12 protein-coding genes and 2 pseudogenes are annotated in these 15,276 nt (G+C 72.1%); 6 read left to right on the top strand and 8 right to left on the bottom strand.

Annotation, left to right across the window (positions count from 1 at the left end; translation table 11 throughout):
* Window positions 1-3: 3 nt before the first annotated feature.
* The 3 genes and pseudogenes from ACIRRU_RS27905 to ACIRRU_RS27895 form a co-directional block, all read right to left on the bottom strand.
* Entirely contained in the window at window positions 4-1,797 is a 1,794-nt protein-coding gene (locus tag ACIRRU_RS27905) for a glycoside hydrolase family 15 protein (protein ID WP_403685063.1), read from the bottom strand.
* Between the two features lie 108 nt (window positions 1,798-1,905).
* A complete protein-coding gene (locus ACIRRU_RS27900; RefSeq protein WP_403685061.1) occupies window positions 1,906-2,715 on the bottom strand; it encodes an SURF1 family protein in 810 nt (269 codons plus the stop codon).
* 228 nt (window positions 2,716-2,943) lie between these two features.
* Window positions 2,944-3,954: pseudogene (locus tag ACIRRU_RS27895) on the bottom strand (DEDDh family exonuclease); the annotation flags it as partial.
* A 345-nt stretch (window positions 3,955-4,299) separates the two neighbouring features.
* On the opposite strand from ACIRRU_RS27895, the pseudogene ACIRRU_RS27890 reads away from it, so the two are divergent.
* Window positions 4,300-5,181 (top strand): annotated as a pseudogene (locus ACIRRU_RS27890) (sterol desaturase family protein); the annotation flags it as partial.
* 278 nt (window positions 5,182-5,459) lie between these two features.
* A complete protein-coding gene (locus ACIRRU_RS27885; RefSeq protein ID WP_403685059.1) occupies window positions 5,460-6,143 on the top strand; it encodes a lysoplasmalogenase in 684 nt (227 codons plus the stop codon).
* On the opposite strand, the gene ACIRRU_RS27880 is transcribed toward ACIRRU_RS27885, so the two are convergent.
* Complete coding sequence (locus ACIRRU_RS27880) at window positions 6,130-7,665, bottom strand: CoA transferase (RefSeq protein ID WP_403685058.1); 1,536 nt, start codon at window positions 7,663-7,665, stop codon at window positions 6,130-6,132. The two genes, ACIRRU_RS27885 and ACIRRU_RS27880, sit on opposite strands and share 14 nt — an antisense overlap.
* A gap of 189 nt (window positions 7,666-7,854) precedes the next feature.
* A complete protein-coding gene (locus ACIRRU_RS27875) occupies window positions 7,855-9,393 on the bottom strand; it encodes a S8 family peptidase (RefSeq protein WP_403685056.1) in 1,539 nt (512 codons plus the stop codon).
* Window positions 9,394-9,819: 426 nt separating this feature from the next.
* Between ACIRRU_RS27875 and ACIRRU_RS27870 the strand changes: the two genes are divergently transcribed.
* The 3 genes from ACIRRU_RS27870 (at window position 9,820) to moaA (ending at window position 13,017) form a co-directional block, all read left to right on the top strand.
* Window positions 9,820-10,185: a DUF485 domain-containing protein gene (locus ACIRRU_RS27870; protein WP_403685054.1), complete on the top strand. Its 366-nt coding sequence runs from the start codon at window positions 9,820-9,822 to the stop codon at window positions 10,183-10,185.
* The gene (locus tag ACIRRU_RS27865) at window positions 10,182-11,825 is read left to right on the top strand and encodes a cation acetate symporter (RefSeq protein ID WP_403685052.1); all 1,644 of its coding nucleotides are present in this window, start codon (window positions 10,182-10,184) and stop codon (window positions 11,823-11,825) included. The genes ACIRRU_RS27870 and ACIRRU_RS27865 overlap by 4 nt, the downstream gene beginning before the upstream one ends.
* A gap of 202 nt (window positions 11,826-12,027) precedes the next feature.
* Window positions 12,028-13,017, top strand: a complete 990-nt coding sequence (moaA, locus tag ACIRRU_RS27860) for a GTP 3',8-cyclase MoaA (protein WP_403685050.1) — start codon at window positions 12,028-12,030, stop codon at window positions 13,015-13,017.
* A 40-nt stretch (window positions 13,018-13,057) separates the two neighbouring features.
* Here moaA and ACIRRU_RS27855 read toward each other — a convergent pair whose 3' ends face one another.
* Both ACIRRU_RS27855 and ACIRRU_RS27850 read right to left on the bottom strand, forming a co-directional pair.
* Window positions 13,058-13,306, bottom strand: a complete 249-nt coding sequence (locus ACIRRU_RS27855; protein WP_403685048.1) for a hypothetical protein — start codon at window positions 13,304-13,306, stop codon at window positions 13,058-13,060.
* A gap of 101 nt (window positions 13,307-13,407) precedes the next feature.
* Entirely contained in the window at window positions 13,408-14,139 is a 732-nt protein-coding gene (locus tag ACIRRU_RS27850) for a MerR family transcriptional regulator (RefSeq protein WP_403685046.1), read from the bottom strand.
* Window positions 14,140-14,193: 54 nt separating this feature from the next.
* On the opposite strand from ACIRRU_RS27850, the gene ACIRRU_RS27845 reads away from it, so the two are divergent.
* Complete coding sequence (locus ACIRRU_RS27845) at window positions 14,194-14,481, top strand: hypothetical protein (RefSeq protein WP_403685044.1); 288 nt, start codon at window positions 14,194-14,196, stop codon at window positions 14,479-14,481.
* 299 nt (window positions 14,482-14,780) lie between these two features.
* Here the strand turns inward: ACIRRU_RS27845 and ACIRRU_RS27840 are convergent, their stop codons facing one another.
* Window positions 14,781-15,158 carry a DUF3099 domain-containing protein gene (locus ACIRRU_RS27840; protein ID WP_363203308.1) on the bottom strand — a complete coding sequence of 126 codons (378 nt, stop codon included), beginning with the start codon at window positions 15,156-15,158 and terminating at the stop codon, window positions 14,781-14,783.
* Window positions 15,159-15,276 lie beyond the last annotated feature (118 nt).

Genomic DNA, 15,276 nt, shown 5'->3' with positions numbered 1-15,276 from the left:
GTCCTATCCTGCCGGGTCGCACGCGGCCAGGTCGACAGCGGAGTTCACCAGCCCGATATGGCTGAACGCCTGCGGGAAGTTGCCGAGCTGCCGCCCGGCCGCCACGTCGTACTCCTCGGCCAGCAGCCCCATGTCGTTGCGCAGCTCCAGCAGGTGCTCGAACATCTCCCGCGCCTCGTCCGGCCTGCCGATCCGGTGCAACGCGTCGACCAGCCAGAACGAGCAGGCCAGGAACGCCCCCTCCTCGCCCGGCAGCCCGTCGACGCAGGCGCCCTCCGTGCTGTAGCGGCGCAGCAGCCCGTCGCTTCCCAGCTCGGCACGGACGGCGTCGACCGTGCCGACGACCCGGGGGTCGTCGGGTGGCAGGAACCCGGTCCGGACGATGAGCAGCGTGGCGGCGTCCAGCTCCCGTGACCCGTAGGACTGGGTGAAGGTGTTGCGCTCGGGGTCGTACCCCTTTTCGCAGACCTCCGCGTGCACCGCGTCCCGCATGGCCCGCCAGCGGTCGGCGTCCCCGGGCAGCTCGGGGTTCTCCTCCAGCGAGCGCACCGCCCGGTCGGCGGCGACCCACGCCATCACCTTGGAGTGCACGAAGTGCCGCCGCGCCCCGCGGATCTCCCACAGCCCCTCGTCCGGCTCGCGCCACGACGACTCCAGGAAGCCGAGCAGGCTGAGCTGGAGGTTCCAGGCGTGCGACTGGTCGTCCAGACCGGCGACCCGGGCCAGCCGCAGCGCGTCGATGACCTCGCCGTAGACGTCCAGCTGACGCTGCCGGACCGCGGCGTTGCCGATGCGCACGGGGCGGGAGTTCTCGTAGCCGGAGAGCCAGGGCAGCTCCATCTCCGGCAGCCGCCGCTCGCCCGCGAGCCCGTACATGATCTGGAGGTCGGCCGGGTCCCCGGCGACGGCCCGCAGCAGCCAGCCGCGCCAGGCCGCCGCCTCCTCCAGATACCCGGCCGACACCATCGCCCCCAGGGTGAGGGTGGCGTCCCGCAGCCAGCAGAAGCGGTAGTCCCAGTTCCGTACGCCGCCGATGTCCTCCGGCAACGAGGTCGTCGGGGCGGCCACGATGCCGCCCGTCGGGGCGTACGTCAGCGCCTTGAGGGTGATCAGCGAGCGCAGCACCGCCTCGCGGTAGGGGCCCTCGTAGGTGCAGTGCTCGGTCCACTTCGCCCAGTCGTGCAGGGTGTGCTTGAGCGCCTGGTGCGGGTCGATCAGCTTGGGGCGCGGCGAGTGCGAGGGGTGCCAGGTCAGCACGAACGCCACGCTGTCGCCCTCGGCGACGGTGAACGAGGAGCAGGTGCTGAACTGCTGCCCCCAGGTCTTGACCGGCGGTTCGCTGCGCAGCCACACGGAGTCGGGCCCCGCGACGGCGACCCGGTGGCCCTGCGACTTGCGCACCCAGGGCACCACCGAACCGAAGTCGAAGCGCAGCCGCAGCACGGAACTCATGTCGACGGTGCCGCTGACGCCCTCCACGATCCGCATCAGGTCGGGCGCCTTGTCGCGCTGCGGCATGAAGTCGATGACCTTGACCGTGCCCGTCCGGGTCTCCCAGTACGTCTCCAGGACCAGCGAGTCACCGGCGTAGCTCCGCCTGGTGCAGACGTCCGAGGCGTCCGTCCCCTGGGGCGCGATCCGCCAGTGGCCGTTCTCCTCGGTGCCCAGCAGGGCCGCGAAACAGGCTCCGGAGTCGAAACGCGGCAGGCAGAGCCAGTCGACAGAACCGTTCCTGCCGACCAGTGCGGCGGTCTGGAGATCGCCGATCAGTGCGTAGTCCTCGATACGTGGGGTCACGCTCTGGCGTCTTCCCTGACCAGGCCCTCGCTAAGCGGAGCCGGACGTGTGCCGCGTCCCACCCGCCCGGACTCCCGGGGCGTCAGGCCCCGTGGTGCGCCCCGGCGTTCAGACGTCGGCCGGTTCCGGCCGCTCGGGCTCGCGGGCTGCGGCCTGCGCGTCCCCGGCCGCCGCCTCCGCCCGGTCGCGCAGCTCCCGCCGCACGAGGATCAGCCAGCCGACCGGGACGGCGGCGACGAACAGCCACCACTGCACGGCGTACGCCATGTGCGGGCCGATCGAACTGTCGTCGGGGGCGGCGATCTGCTCGGGGCTGTTGTCCGCCGGCCGCGGGGCGGTCTGCTCGACGTACCCGCCGAGGACCTTCCGGGACAGCAGCTGCGACTGCTGCTCGCTGTTGATCAGCATGACCTGCCGGTCCGGCAGCCCCGCCAGGTCCTTGATGCCGCTGCTGCCGGTGGTCTCGTCCGCCTTGAGCCGACCGGTGACGGTGACCTCGCCCCGCGGCGCGGGGGGCACGTCGGGGTAGGCCGTCTGGTTCGGGGCGGCGGGGACCCAGCCCCGGTTGACCAGGACCGTGCCGCCGTCCCGCAGGTCCAGCGGGGTCAGCACGTGGACGCCGATCTGGTCGTCCTGCGAGGTGCGGCGGCGCACGACCACCTCGTGCTCGGTGTCGAACGTGCCCGTCGCGCTCACCGCGCGCCAGTAGTCCTCGCGCGGGACGGTGTGCCCGGGGGAGGTGAGGTCGGCGACCGGGACCGGCTGCGCCGCCAGGTTCCGGGAGATCAGTCCGTTCTGCGCGACCCGGTGTTCGTGCCGGTGGAACTGCCAGAAACCCAGCTCGATCATCGTCGGGATCAGGACGAGCCCGAGGAGGGTGAGGATCACCCACTGCCGGGTCAACAGGAAGCGGTACACCCCATGACCGTACAACCGGGGTCACGGGGCGCGGCACGCAGGGGGTACGGCCGGGACTGCCCCACTACGAAGGCTTCCGTCGTGCTCTGTCCGTGATGCGCGCCTTTCCCCTCGGCGGGGTGAGCCGTGCCCGGTTCACTCCGCCGGCGGGGTCTGGTCCGGACGCGGGGCCGGTTCCGCCACGGGAATCGCCTCCTGGACCGCGGTCGTCCCCGGGTTCCAGGTCGCCTCCGGCGGGGGCGGGGGCGCCTGGTGCGGGAGGGTGGGCGCGTCGGCGGGCGCCACATCGCGCAGCAGGTGGGTGAAGGCGCTCTCCTCCAGGATCGGCGTGCCGAACGTCCTGGCCTTCTGCGTCTTGGACGTGACCGCGTCCGGGTCGTTGGTCACCAGCAGGCTGGTGAGCCGGGACACGCTGGTCGCCACATGCAGACCCGCCTCCACGGCCCGGTCCTCCAGCAGTTCCCGGTCCACCGAGGTGTCTCCGGAGAACGCCACCCGCATCCCCTGCTTCAGCGGCCTCTCCTTCTCGTACCGCCCCGGATTGGGATACGGGCAGGCGGGCCGCTTCCGGGAGGGCCGCCAGGTGTTCGGCTGCCGGGCGGGCCGGTACCCGGCGCGCGGGGCGACCGGCGAGTCGGACCACTCGGTCAGGGGCCGGCACTCCAGCAAAGGCAACCGCACCCCCTCCCGCGCCGCCGCGTGCAGGCTCGGCCGGAACGCCTCGGCCAGCACCCGGGCGTCGTCCAGGGCGTGGTGGGCCTGCTGCTGGACGACCCCGAAGTGCGCGGCGAGGGAGGCCAGCTTGTGGTTGGGCAGCGGCAGCCCCAGCTCTTTGGCGAGCGCGATCGTGCACAGCCGCCGCTCGACCGGGGCGACGACCGAAGCCCGTGCGTACTCCCGGGCGATCATCGACCAGTCGAAGGCCGCGTTGTGGGCGACGAGCACCCGGTCCGCGAGCCGCGCCGACAGCTCCTCGGCCACCTCGGGGAAGAGCGGCGCGCCCTCCAGCACGTCACTGGTCAGCCCGTGGATCCAGACGGGCCCGGGGTCGCGCTCCGGATTCACCAGCGTGTACCAGTGGTCCTCGACGTTGCCCAGGGCGTCCAGCCGGTAGACGGCGGCGGACACTATCCGGTCGTCGCGGGCGAGTCCGGTGGTCTCCACGTCGACGACCGCGTACCCCTGGGGGTAGGCGGTCGGCCACGGTACGGCTGTCTGGAGATCGTCGAGCATGGTCACAGAGAATACGGGCCGCGACTGACAGCCCCCCATCCGGCCGTTCCGGGCCGCCGTCGGGTGAGGCGGACGACGGGGCCGGGCGGGATGAGTCCGCTGCCGGTGGCGCGCGCGTCGCGGACCAGGCGGATCGTCAGATCCTCGGCGCCGACCTGCCGATGCGTCGAGTGACCGGGTGTCAGTTGCCGGAGGCCCGGTACGCCGCCCGGCCGGCCGAGCGCTTCGGGCGGCTCGACGCGGGAGAGCCGGTCCAGTCCCGGCCGTGCCGGCGGGACGGTGACCCGCACCTCGCATACTTGTCGGTAACAACCCCTAGCCCTCACCGGTCCGCGGCCCTACCGTGCTCGCATGGAGCCGAACCTGCCCGATGTCGTGCTGTGGTCCATACCGGCCTTCGTGCTGCTCACCGTGGTCGAGATGGTCAGCTACCGCTTCCACCCGGACGAGGACGCCGCCGGGTACGAGACCCGGGACGCCGCCACCAGCGTCACCATGGGGCTCGGGAGCCTCGGCTTCGACCTCCTGTGGAAGATCCCCGTCCTGGCGGTCTACATGGCCCTCTACGAACTGACGCCGCTGCGGGTGCCCGTGCTGTGGTGGACCGTCCTGCTGATGCTCCTCGCCCAGGACTTCCTCTACTACTGGTCCCACCGGGGCCACCATGTCATCCGCATCCTGTGGGCCTGCCATGTGGTCCACCACTCCAGCAGGAAGTTCAACCTCACCACCGCGCTGCGCCAGCCCTGGACCTCCGCGACCTCCTGGCCCTTCTACCTGCCGCTGATCGCCTGCGGGGTGCACCCGGCGGCGCTCGCGTTCTGCCAGTCGGCCAACCTGGTCTACCAGTTCTGGGTGCACACCGAGCGGGTCGGCAAGCTCCCGCGCCCCTTCGAGTTCGTGCTCAACACCCCCTCCCACCACCGCGTCCACCACGCCTCCCAGGGCGGCTACCTGGACCGCAACTACGGCGGGATCCTGATCGTCTGGGACCGGATGTTCGGGTCGTTCGCGGCCGAGACCGAGCGGCCGGTCTACGGGCTCACCAAGAACATCTCCACCTACAACCCGCTGCGCGTCGCCACCCACGAGTACGCCGCCATCGCCCGGGACGTACGAGCCGCCGACACCTGGAGCGAGCGGGCGGGACGGGTCTTTTGCGGACCGGGCTGGCAACCCGCGGCGAAGACAGGAGCCGGGCTGGGGCGGGACGCCGGGCCAAGGACGGCAGCCGGCCCGGTGCCGGGAGCCGAGCCCGGGGCGGGAGCCGGGCCGGGGCCGGGCGGCGGTGCCGCTCCGGCCGCCGCGTCACCGTCCGGTGCGGGTGCTCCGGTCGGTTCTGCCGCGCCCGCCACCGCGACTGCCGCGCCCGCCACCGCGACCGCCGGGCCCCCGGTCACCGGGGCCCCGGTGACCGCGCCCGCAGGAGCCCCGGTCACTGCGGCCGCCCCGGTGACCGCGGCCGTTCCGGTCACCGTGTCCGCCGAAGCGCCCGCGCCGGAACGCGCCACGTGAGCGCCACGGCCGCCCGCCCCATGCGTAGCCGGGGCGGCGCCGAGCGCTTCGCCCGGCCCGTACTGCTCGCGTTCCTGCTCGTCGCGGCTGCCGACCTGGCCGCGCTGCTCACCGGGGCCGGGACCGCCCATCTGATCGCCAAGCCGCTGCTGATGCCGCTGCTCGCCGGGTACGCGGTGCTGCGCGGCGCACCCCGGCTGCTGGTGGCCGCCCTGCTGTGCGGGTGGGGCGGGGACGTCCTCCTGCTCGCCGACAACGACCTGGCGTTCCTCTGCGGCATGGGGTCCTTCGCCGTGGGCCATGTCTGCTACCTGACGCTCTTCGGGCGAGGACGGGCCCCGGCCGCCCCGGCCACCGGGCTCGGCTATCTGCTCGTCCTCGTCGTCTTCCTCGTCCTGATCTGGCCCGGCCTCCCGGCGGACCTGCGGATTCCGCTGACCGGCTACAGCCTGCTGCTCACCGCCATGGCCTGGCGGGCCGGGGTGTCCGGGCCGTACGCGGCGGCGGGCGGGGCGCTCTTCCTGCTGTCCGACGCCCTCATCGCCACCGGTATCGCCCACTGGCCCCAACTGCCCGCCCCCGGCTTCTGGGTGATGCTCACCTACATCGCCGCGCAGTCCCTGCTGACGCTCGGGGTGCTGACGAAGGGGACGGCGGGCCGCGCGATCAGCGCCCCCTGACCCGCGTACGGGGGAGCCAGGCGGGTGCGTCCGCACCGAGGAACCCCGGCGGGCGCGCCCAGTCGGCCGGTCCGTCGCGCCCCGGGAGGGCCACCGGGGACAGGGCGTGCCGGATCTCGCCCAGCGGGCCGGGCGCGCTGGTGGTGAGGTAGGCGGCCGGGTCGTACGGCGGAGCCGGGGCCGGTGACGCCTCGGTCCCGCCGTACCCGCCCTCGCCCTTCCCGCCCCCGCCGTGCGCGTTCCCGCCCCCGTCGTTCCCGCCGCACGCGTCCTCGCCCTCGTCGCTCCCGCCGCCGTCCCCACCGCGCAGCAGCCAGTGCGCCGTCCCCGCCAGGGATGCCCGCAGCAACCGCGTACCGCCGTCCGCGCCGCCCTGCTCCGTCACCGCCCGCAGCACCCCCGCCGCCAGCAGGTAGCCGGTGCCGTGGTCGAGGGCCTGGGCGGGCAGCACTCCCGGCTCCCGGGGGGTGCCCTCCACCGCGGCGATGCCCGTGGCGACCTGGACGAGGCTGTCGAAACCGCGCCGCCCGCGCCACGGGCCCTCCCACCCCCAGGCCGCCAACTGGGCGATCAACAGGCCCGGGTGACGCTCGGCCAGCGCCCCGGGGTCCAGCCCGTACGCGTCCAGCGCCCCCGGCCGGTAGCCGGTGACGACCACGTCGGCCGAGGCGAGCAACTCCTCGAAGACGGCCCGGTCGTGGCGTGCGCCGAGGTCGAGCCGGGTGGACCGCTTCCCGAACCCCGTGTCGCTGTGCGCGTCCTGACTCTCCGGCAGCCGTGGGGTGTCCACCCGCAGCACGTCCGCGCCCAGCAGAGCGAGCGTGCGGGTGGCGACCGGGCCCGCGATGACCCGGGTGAGATCGAGGACCCGCAGACCGGCGGCGGGCGCGGCGGGTGGGACGTCGGGGGGCCCGTGGCGGCGTGGTGCCGTCGGCGGGCCCAGCCGGTCCAGGGCCAGCGGGGGACGGGCGGCGACGGCCGCGCCCTGCGGGTGCGCCGCCCACTCCTCGGGAGACCGGAGGGCGACGGCCAGGCCGCCCGCCGCGTACACCGTCTCCTCGGTCTCCACCGCTCGCCGCTCCGCGAACACCCCGGCCACGGTCCCGGGCGTGGCGTCCTCGGGCAGAGCCAGGGCGGTGAGCAGACGGGCGTGGTGGTGCGGGTAGTTGGCGTGGGTGCGCACCCAGCCGTCCGCGGTGCGCCAGAACCGGGAGAGCGGCGCGAAGGAGACCGGCGCCCGCCCGTCGATCCGCAGATGGCGTTCGCTGACGAAGGCCGTCGCCACCGCGCCGTCGTCCACCCGGACGCGGGGGACCGGCCCGCCCCTCCGGTGGGCCGCCAGCTCCCCGGCCGCCAGCGCGCAGACCGCCACGGCCGAGCGGGCCAGCGCCATGACGGGCAGCCGTGCCTCCAGGAGTCCGCCGGGACCGCCGCTCGCCACCCGGTCCAGCAGGGCCGGGTCCCCGCCGAGCGCCGCCCAGAAGGTCGCCGGACTCGGCAGAGGTGTCGGTGTGTGCGCCATGCGCGAACTATGGCACCGGCTGCCGCCCTGTCGGGCCGGGGCGGGGGAGTGCGCCGCGGCGGTCCGGCGAAAACGCCGGGGGCGCGGGTCCCGGGAGACTCACTCCCCGCACCCGCGCCCCCGGTTCACGGACAGGCCGCCGCCCGCCGCTGCCGGCGGACAGCGCCCACTACCAGCTCGCGGTTCCCGCTACCAGCGGACCGCGTCCAGCGCGTCGGCCACGCCGGCCCCGTAGAAGCCGTTGTAGCTCTTGCCGCCCTCGCAGACCGCGTCGATGACCCCGTCACCGTTGATGTCGTACGGCTCGCCGCACGCCTTCGCGTCCGCCTGGAGCGTCAGCAGGGCCTTCACCACGGCGGGCGAGGCGTAGGGGTGCTTGGACTTGATCAGGGCCACGACGCCCGCCACGTGCGGGGACGCCATCGACGTACCGGCCTTGTAGCCGAACTTGCCGCCGGGCAGCGTGGACAGGATCAGCCCGTTGACGGCCGGGGGCTCGGGGGTCTGGTAGACCGTCGAGTCGCCGCCGGGGGCCGCCACGTCGATGACGCCCTTGCCGTAGTTCGAGTACGAGGACTTCAGGCCCTTGGCGCCCGTCGCGGAGACGGTCACGACGCCCGGCAGCATGGTCGGGATGTCCGGGCAGACGCTCGGGTCGACGGTCCGGGTGACCGGCTCGGTGTCGTTGGGGCTGGTCGTGTCCTCGATCGCGTCGACCGACAGGTCGTGGCGGGAGTTGCCCGCCGCCGCGACGTTGACCGTGCCCTTGCGCTCCGCGTACTTCACGGCGCGGGTGAGCGCGTCGACCAGGGCGCCCTGGTCGGGGTCGTTCTTGCAGGTGAACAGCCACGGGTCGGCGTAGTAGCTGTTGTTGGTCACCTCGACGCCGTGCTCGGCGGCCCAGAGGAACCCGCAGACGACGGCCTCGGTGTAGAAGAACCCGTCCGGGTTCGACACCTTGATGCCCGACACCTTCACGCCCGGGGCGACGCCGGTGACCCCGACGCCGTTCTTCGCGGCGGCGATGGTGCCCGCCACGTGCGTGCCGTGGTCGCTCTCGCCCGCCGCCGGACGCCAGGAGCCGGCGGTGGTGTCCGGAGCGCCCGACACGCAGTTCGCCGAGGCGCGCTCGTCGAAGTTGGGGGCCAGGTCCGGGTGGGTGTCGTCGACGCCGGTGTCGATGACGGCGACCGTCACCTTCTTCGAGCCCAGCGACTTCTGGTGCGCCTTGTCCGCCTTGATGGCGGGCAGCGACCACTGGAGCGGCTCCAGCGGGTCCTCGTCGGGCCCCGCCTGTGCCGCGGCGGCCGCCGCCTGTCCGGCGGTCAGCGGTTGCGCTATGGCGCCGACGTCCTTGGTGGCCTGCGGCACGATCGGGTTGGTGCGGGTGGCGCCGGCCGACTCCACGCCGCGCACCGCGCGGATCGTCTCGCCGAAGGCCGGGTTCTGCGAGTGGACGACGATGACGCCGATCTGCTCATAGGCGACGACGACGGTGCCGCCGGCCTTGGCGATCGCCTTCTTGACGTCCTTGACGGTGCTGTGGCCGCCACGCGTGTTGACCACGTAGGACAGCTTCGGCCCGTCGGTCCGGGCGCTCGCGGCGCTCCGCTCGCCGGTGGGCGCCGCCGTGGCCGACGTCGCGGGCAGGAAACCGAGCGAGGCGGTCAGCGCGAGTCCGAGGGGAACCGCGAGCGCGCGGGTCCGTCTCGATGCCAGATGAGCCATGGGTTCTCCACATCATCCGTGCCGGTCGACCGGACACCTGGCGTGCTCGGTCGCGTACATGACGAGTGAAGCTATCGCTGATCTTTGCGACACATCAACGACTTCGGGCAAGTGAGTTCGAAGAGTGACCGATGCGGCCGAATGCGAACGGGTGACTTTTCGGATGCGGAAACCCGCCGGAACGGGACGCGGGAGGCGGGGCGGCGCACCCGGGGAAGCGAACACCACGTCCCCGGGAGGGCGGACACCAGGTCCCGGAGAGGACGGACACCACGTCCCCGGGAAGACGTAAAGACACAGTGAACCGCTTCGTCGCGCCCTCCGTGCCGTTGTCCAGGAGGTACATCCCGACCCCCGCCGGTATCGAGGCCTCCCTTTGACACCCGCCGTCCCCCGATCACCGCACCCGCGTCGCGAGGAGATTCCGTGGCTACCGATGCACCGCCGCCCGAAGGCGGTTCGCCCGCCGGACCCGCCCAGCCCAGGACGGAGGCGTACGTGGCGGCGCAGGCGAGCGAGGAATTCGCCGACCTGCGCCGCTCCTACCGCTCCTTCGCCTTTCCGCTCACCGTCGCCTTCGTGACCTGGTACCTGCTGTACGTCCTGCTGTGCAGCTACGCGGACGGCTTCATGTCCACCAAGGTCGTCGGCAACATCAACGTGGCGCTCGTCCTGGGACTGGCCCAGTTCGCCACCACCTTCCTCATCGCCTGGCTCTACTCCCGGCACGCCGCCGGCAAGCTCGACCCCAAGGCCGAGGCGATCAAGTCCCGTATGGAGGCCGACGCATGAGCGCCGCCCACGCAGCCGCGTACCCCGCCGTCCAGCTCGCCGCTGAGGGCGCGGGCGAGCACCGGCCGCTGATCATCACCCTGTTCGCCGCGTTCGTCGTGGCGACCCTGTTCATCACCGTGTGGGCGGGCCGCCAGACCAAGAGCGCCGCCGACTTCTACGCGGGCGGCCGCCAGTTCACCGGCTTCCAGAACGGACTCGCGGTCTCCGGCGACTACATGTCGGCCGCGTCCTTCCTCGGCATCGCCGGAGCCATCGCCCTCTTCGGCTACGACGGCTTCCTCTACTCCATCGGCTTCCTCGTCGCCTGGCTCGTCGCCCTGCTCCTGGTCGCCGAACCGCTGCGCAACTCAGGCCGCTACACCATGGGCGACGTCCTCGCCTACCGGATGCGCCAGCGCCCCGTCCGCACCGCCGCCGGCACGTCCACCATCGTCGTCTCGATCTTCTACCTGCTCGCGCAGATGGCCGGGGCCGGTGTCCTCGTCTCGCTGCTGCTCGGCATCACCAGCGACTTCGGGAAGATCGTCATCGTCGCCCTGGTCGGCGTGCTGATGATCCTCTACGTCACCATCGGCGGCATGAAGGGCACCACCTGGGTGCAGATGGTCAAGGCCGTCCTGCTCATCGCGGGCACCCTGCTCATCACCTTCCTGATCCTGCTGAAGTTCAACTTCAACATCTCCGACCTGCTCGGCACCGCCGCCAGCAACAGCGGCAAGGGCGCGGCCTTCCTGGAGCCCGGTCTGAAGTACGACGTCTCGGGTGTCTCGAAGCTGGACTTCATCTCGCTGGGCCTGGCCCTGGTCCTCGGCACCGCGGGGCTGCCGCACATCCTGATCCGCTTCTACACCGTGCCCACCGCCAAGGCCGCCCGTAAGTCCGTGAACTGGGCGATCGGCATCATCGGCGCCTTCTACCTGATGACGATCGTGCTCGGCTTCGGCGCCGCCGCGATCCTCGACGCCGACGACATCATCGCCTCGAACAAGGCGGGCAACACGGCCGCGCCACTCGCGGCGCTGGAGATCGGCGGCGGCTCCGGCTCCACCGGGGGCGCGATCCTCCTCGCGGTGATCTCCGCCGTCGCCTTCGCCACGATCCTCGCCGTCGTCGCCGGCCTGACCCTCGCCTCCTCCTCGTCCTTCGCGCACGACATCTATGCCAACGTGATCCGCAAGGGGCAGGCCACCGAGAAGGAGGAGGTCCGCGCCGCCCGCTGGGCCACCGTCGCCATCGGCGTCGTCTCCATCGCGCTCGGCGCGCTCGCCCGCGACCTGAACGTCGCCGGTCTGGTCGCCCTGGCCTTCGCGGTCGCCGCCTCCGCCAACCTGCCGACGATCCTCTACAGCCTCTTCTGGAAGCGCTTCACCACCCAGGGGGCCCTCTGGTCCATCTACGGAGGCCTCGCCTCCTCCGTCCTCCTGGTGCTGTTCTCGCCGGTCGTCTCCTCCAAGCCGACCTCGATGTTCCCGGACGTCGACTTCGCCTGGTTCCCGCTGGAGAACCCCGGCCTGATCTCGATCCCGCTCGGCTTCCTGCTCGGCTGGATCGGCTCGCTGGTCTCCAAGGAGAAGGCCGACCCCGAGAAGTACGCCGAGCTGGAGGTCAAGTCCCTGACCGGCGTCGGAGCCCACTGAGCCAGGGCACCCGCCCGAACCGTTCGGCTCTTCGGCCCACCCCTGCGGCCGGGACGCCTCGTAGGACCCTACGACGCGTCCCGGCCGCACCTCGTGGCAAACGGGCCCCCTCGATGTCACCGCTCTCACGTAGGCTCGAAAGAGACGGCGGCCGGAGAGACCGGCCGCACCACCGCGGACCACACCGGGGGAGGGGGCCACCGTGCTCATCGACACCTACGACCGGGTCGCCACCGACCTGCGCGTGTCACTGACCGACAAGTGCAATCTGCGCTGCACCTACTGCATGCCCGAAGAGGGCCTGCAGTGGCTCGGCAAGAGCGAGCTGCTCTCCGACGACGAGATCGTGCGCCTCATCCGTATCGCCGTCACCTCGCTCGGCATCACCGAAGTCCGCTTCACCGGCGGCGAGCCCCTGCTGCGCCCCGGACTCGTCTCCATCGTCGAGCAGTGCGCCGCGCTCACCCCGCGCCCCCGCATGTCCCTCACCACCAACGGCATCGGACTCAAGCGCACCGCCACCGCCCTCAGGGCGGCGGGTCTCGACCGCGTCAACGTCTCCCTGGACACCCTGCGCCCCGACGTCTTCAAGACCCTCACCCGCCGCGACCGCCACCAGGACGTCATGGACGGCCTGGCGGCCGCCCACGAGGCCGGGCTGACCCCGGTGAAGGTCAACTCCGTCCTGATGCCGGGACTCAACGACGACGAGGCCCCCGAGCTCCTCGCCTGGGCCGTGGCCCACGACTACGAGCTCCGCTTCATCGAGCAGATGCCCCTGGACGCCCAGCACGGCTGGAAGCGCGACGGGATGATCACCGCCGGGGACATCCTGGCCTCACTACGCACCCGCTTCACCCTCACCGCCGAGGACGGCGAGGCCCGCGGCTCCGCCCCCGCCGAGCGCTGGACCGTCGACGGCGGACCGCACCGCGTCGGCGTGATCGCCTCGGTCACCCGCCCCTTCTGCCGCGCCTGCGACCGCACCCGGCTCACCGCCGACGGCCAGGTCCGCACCTGCCTCTTCGCCCGCGAGGAGACCGACCTGCGCGAGGCCCTGCGCTCGAACGCCCCGGACGAGGAGATCGCCCGGCTCTGGAGGGTCGCCATGTGGGGCAAGAAGGCGGGCTCCGGACTGGACGACCCGTCCTTCCTCCAGCCCGACCGCCCGATGTCGGCGATCGGCGGCTGACCGCCGACCCGCCGGCAGGCCGAGGACGGCACCGGGAGCGCTACGGGGCGCCGTCCGCGGCTTGCCAGTCCTTCAGCGCCACGACGTCCTTGAGGAAACCCCGTACCCCGAGGAACGAGGACAGGTGCTCCCGGTGCTCGTCGCAGGCCAGCCACGTCTTGCGCCGCTCGGGCGTGTGCAGCTTCGGGTTGTTCCAGGCGAGCACCCACACGGCGGCGGCCCGGCAGCCCTTGGCCGAGCAGATCGGAGCACCGGCGGGACTCTCGGCGGACGTCTCGGGAAAGATCACGGCATCCAGCCTAGGTGGTCGGCCCGGGAAGTCCTTCGGGGGTTGACCGTGAGAGTTCGAGCGATGATGGGCGATCAAGGTGCCGAGAGCATCAGGCCGAGTCACGTGTCCAGTTGTGCACGGATGAGCGTGTCGAGTCGCTGCCATGCCGGTGATGAGGCGTTGACCGTGCCCTGAATAAGGGCGGGGATGTCAGACGTCGCATCCAGCGTGGGCAGTTCGCCGGGTCCGTAGCGGTCCTGGGTCGCCTTGACGATCCTGCGGGCGAGGGGCTCGACGCGTGGATCGTCGGCGTCAAGGTCGTGCGCGTGGTCGTAGTCCAGGAAGAGCTGCCGCAGCGCCGGATGGGCCAAAGTGCCGGTCTGGTCATGGAACAGCGCGATCGCTCGGTCCGGGTGGGTGGCGAACACGAGGATCCACAGGTCGCGTTGCAGGCCCACCCATCGAGAGGTGAATCCCCAGCTGCGCAAGTGCTCCAGATGGGCGCCGACCTCGGTGGGCAGTGGTGCCAGGCGCCCGGCTGCGAGGTCGCGCAGGCGACTCTGCGTTGCGTGAAGGCCACGGATGCTGGCGGTGAGCTCGTCGTCGATCTCGCGTAGCGCCCGCTGGAACTCCTCCTCGGTCGCTGTTCTCAGGTCCCGAATACGGGCCAGGGGGACGCCGGCTTCCGCGAGCGTCCGGATCTTGATCAGGTCAATGGCGTCGTTGGCGCCGTACCGCCGGTACCCGGATGAATCGCGGTCGGGCTCAGGGAGCAGTCCCTTGTCGTGATAGACGCGAACGCTCTTGATCGACACTCCGACGTACCTTGCCAGCTGCCCGATGGTGATCACCCAGCCATCATCCCCCTTGACCTTCCCCCAAGGGCAAGGTTGCAGCATGGCGTCATGGCGAATACGAATATCGATCGGGAAACCCTGCGCGAGCTGGCCGACGCGGGCAACGAGACCGCTCTGGACCAGCTGGCCGACCTCGCCGACGCGGCGGACGACCTCGGAGAACTGAGCGAGCTGCTGGACGAGGGGTCGATGCGCGCTGGTTTTCTGCTCACTCGACGTGTGGCCGCGACCGGCGATCTGCGCGAGCTGCAACGGATCTCCGACGCCGGGTACGACGAGGCCGGGGACGAGCTGAACCGATTGCTGAAGGCACCGGCCGACGGGCATCGGGACTGAGAATCCGACTGCTCCAGCCATCCAGGCCGCGCGGTCATCGATTTCAGGCCGCGGCTGTCACTTGCCGGACCTGCGCGATCCTCCCGAGATCGACCGCTGGTCCGGGGCCCTCTCGCGCGTCCCCCGGCCGGAGAAACGGCGACGCCGGGCAGCCACGGGGGGAGCTGCCCGGCGTCGGTCCGTCGCTCCGACGGGGGATGCGGAGCGCTCTCGAAGTATGTCACGGGGACCGGGGTGCGGTGCACCGGAACTTCATGATTGATCTGAGGTTTTCCTGAGCTTCCCGGGGTGTACGGGGTTCAGCTGTGCCCCTGCGACGGGGGCACCCGCCCGCCCGGCTCTTCCGGACCGGGAGACTCCGCCCGGGAGGCCGTCGGAGCCGCCTCCACGGCGGGCCGCATCGGCATCGGGACGTACGTCGTCGGCAGCGAAGGCGCGTTCTCCCGGCCCGCGTTGGCGATGACCACCGCCACGTACGGCAGCAGCACCCCCAGCACCAGCGCCACGATCGCCACATGCCGTTCGACGTTCCACAGCGTCGCGGCCAGCACCACCGACACCGTGCGCACCGACATCGAGATCACATAGCGCCGCTGCCTGCCCCGGACATCGTCCGCCAGCCCCTGACGTGCACCGGTGATCCGGAAGACCTCCGCGCCCTCGTTCTTCCGCAGCATCGCTCCACCACCCGATCTCGTCGCCGGTCGTCCCCGGGCCGGTCCGCGTCCACGGTACGCCGGGCGCCCGCCCGACGGGAGCCCGGGGCGGGGCCCCGGGAGCGAGGGGGCGTCCCCC

Origin of the sequence: Streptomyces sp. NPDC101181, assembly GCF_044767975.1 — a bacterium.
Lineage (GTDB): Bacteria > Actinomycetota > Actinomycetes > Streptomycetales > Streptomycetaceae > Streptomyces.
The sequence above is the reverse complement of the archived record's forward strand: the minus strand, read 5'-3'. Positions and strand labels throughout refer to the sequence as shown.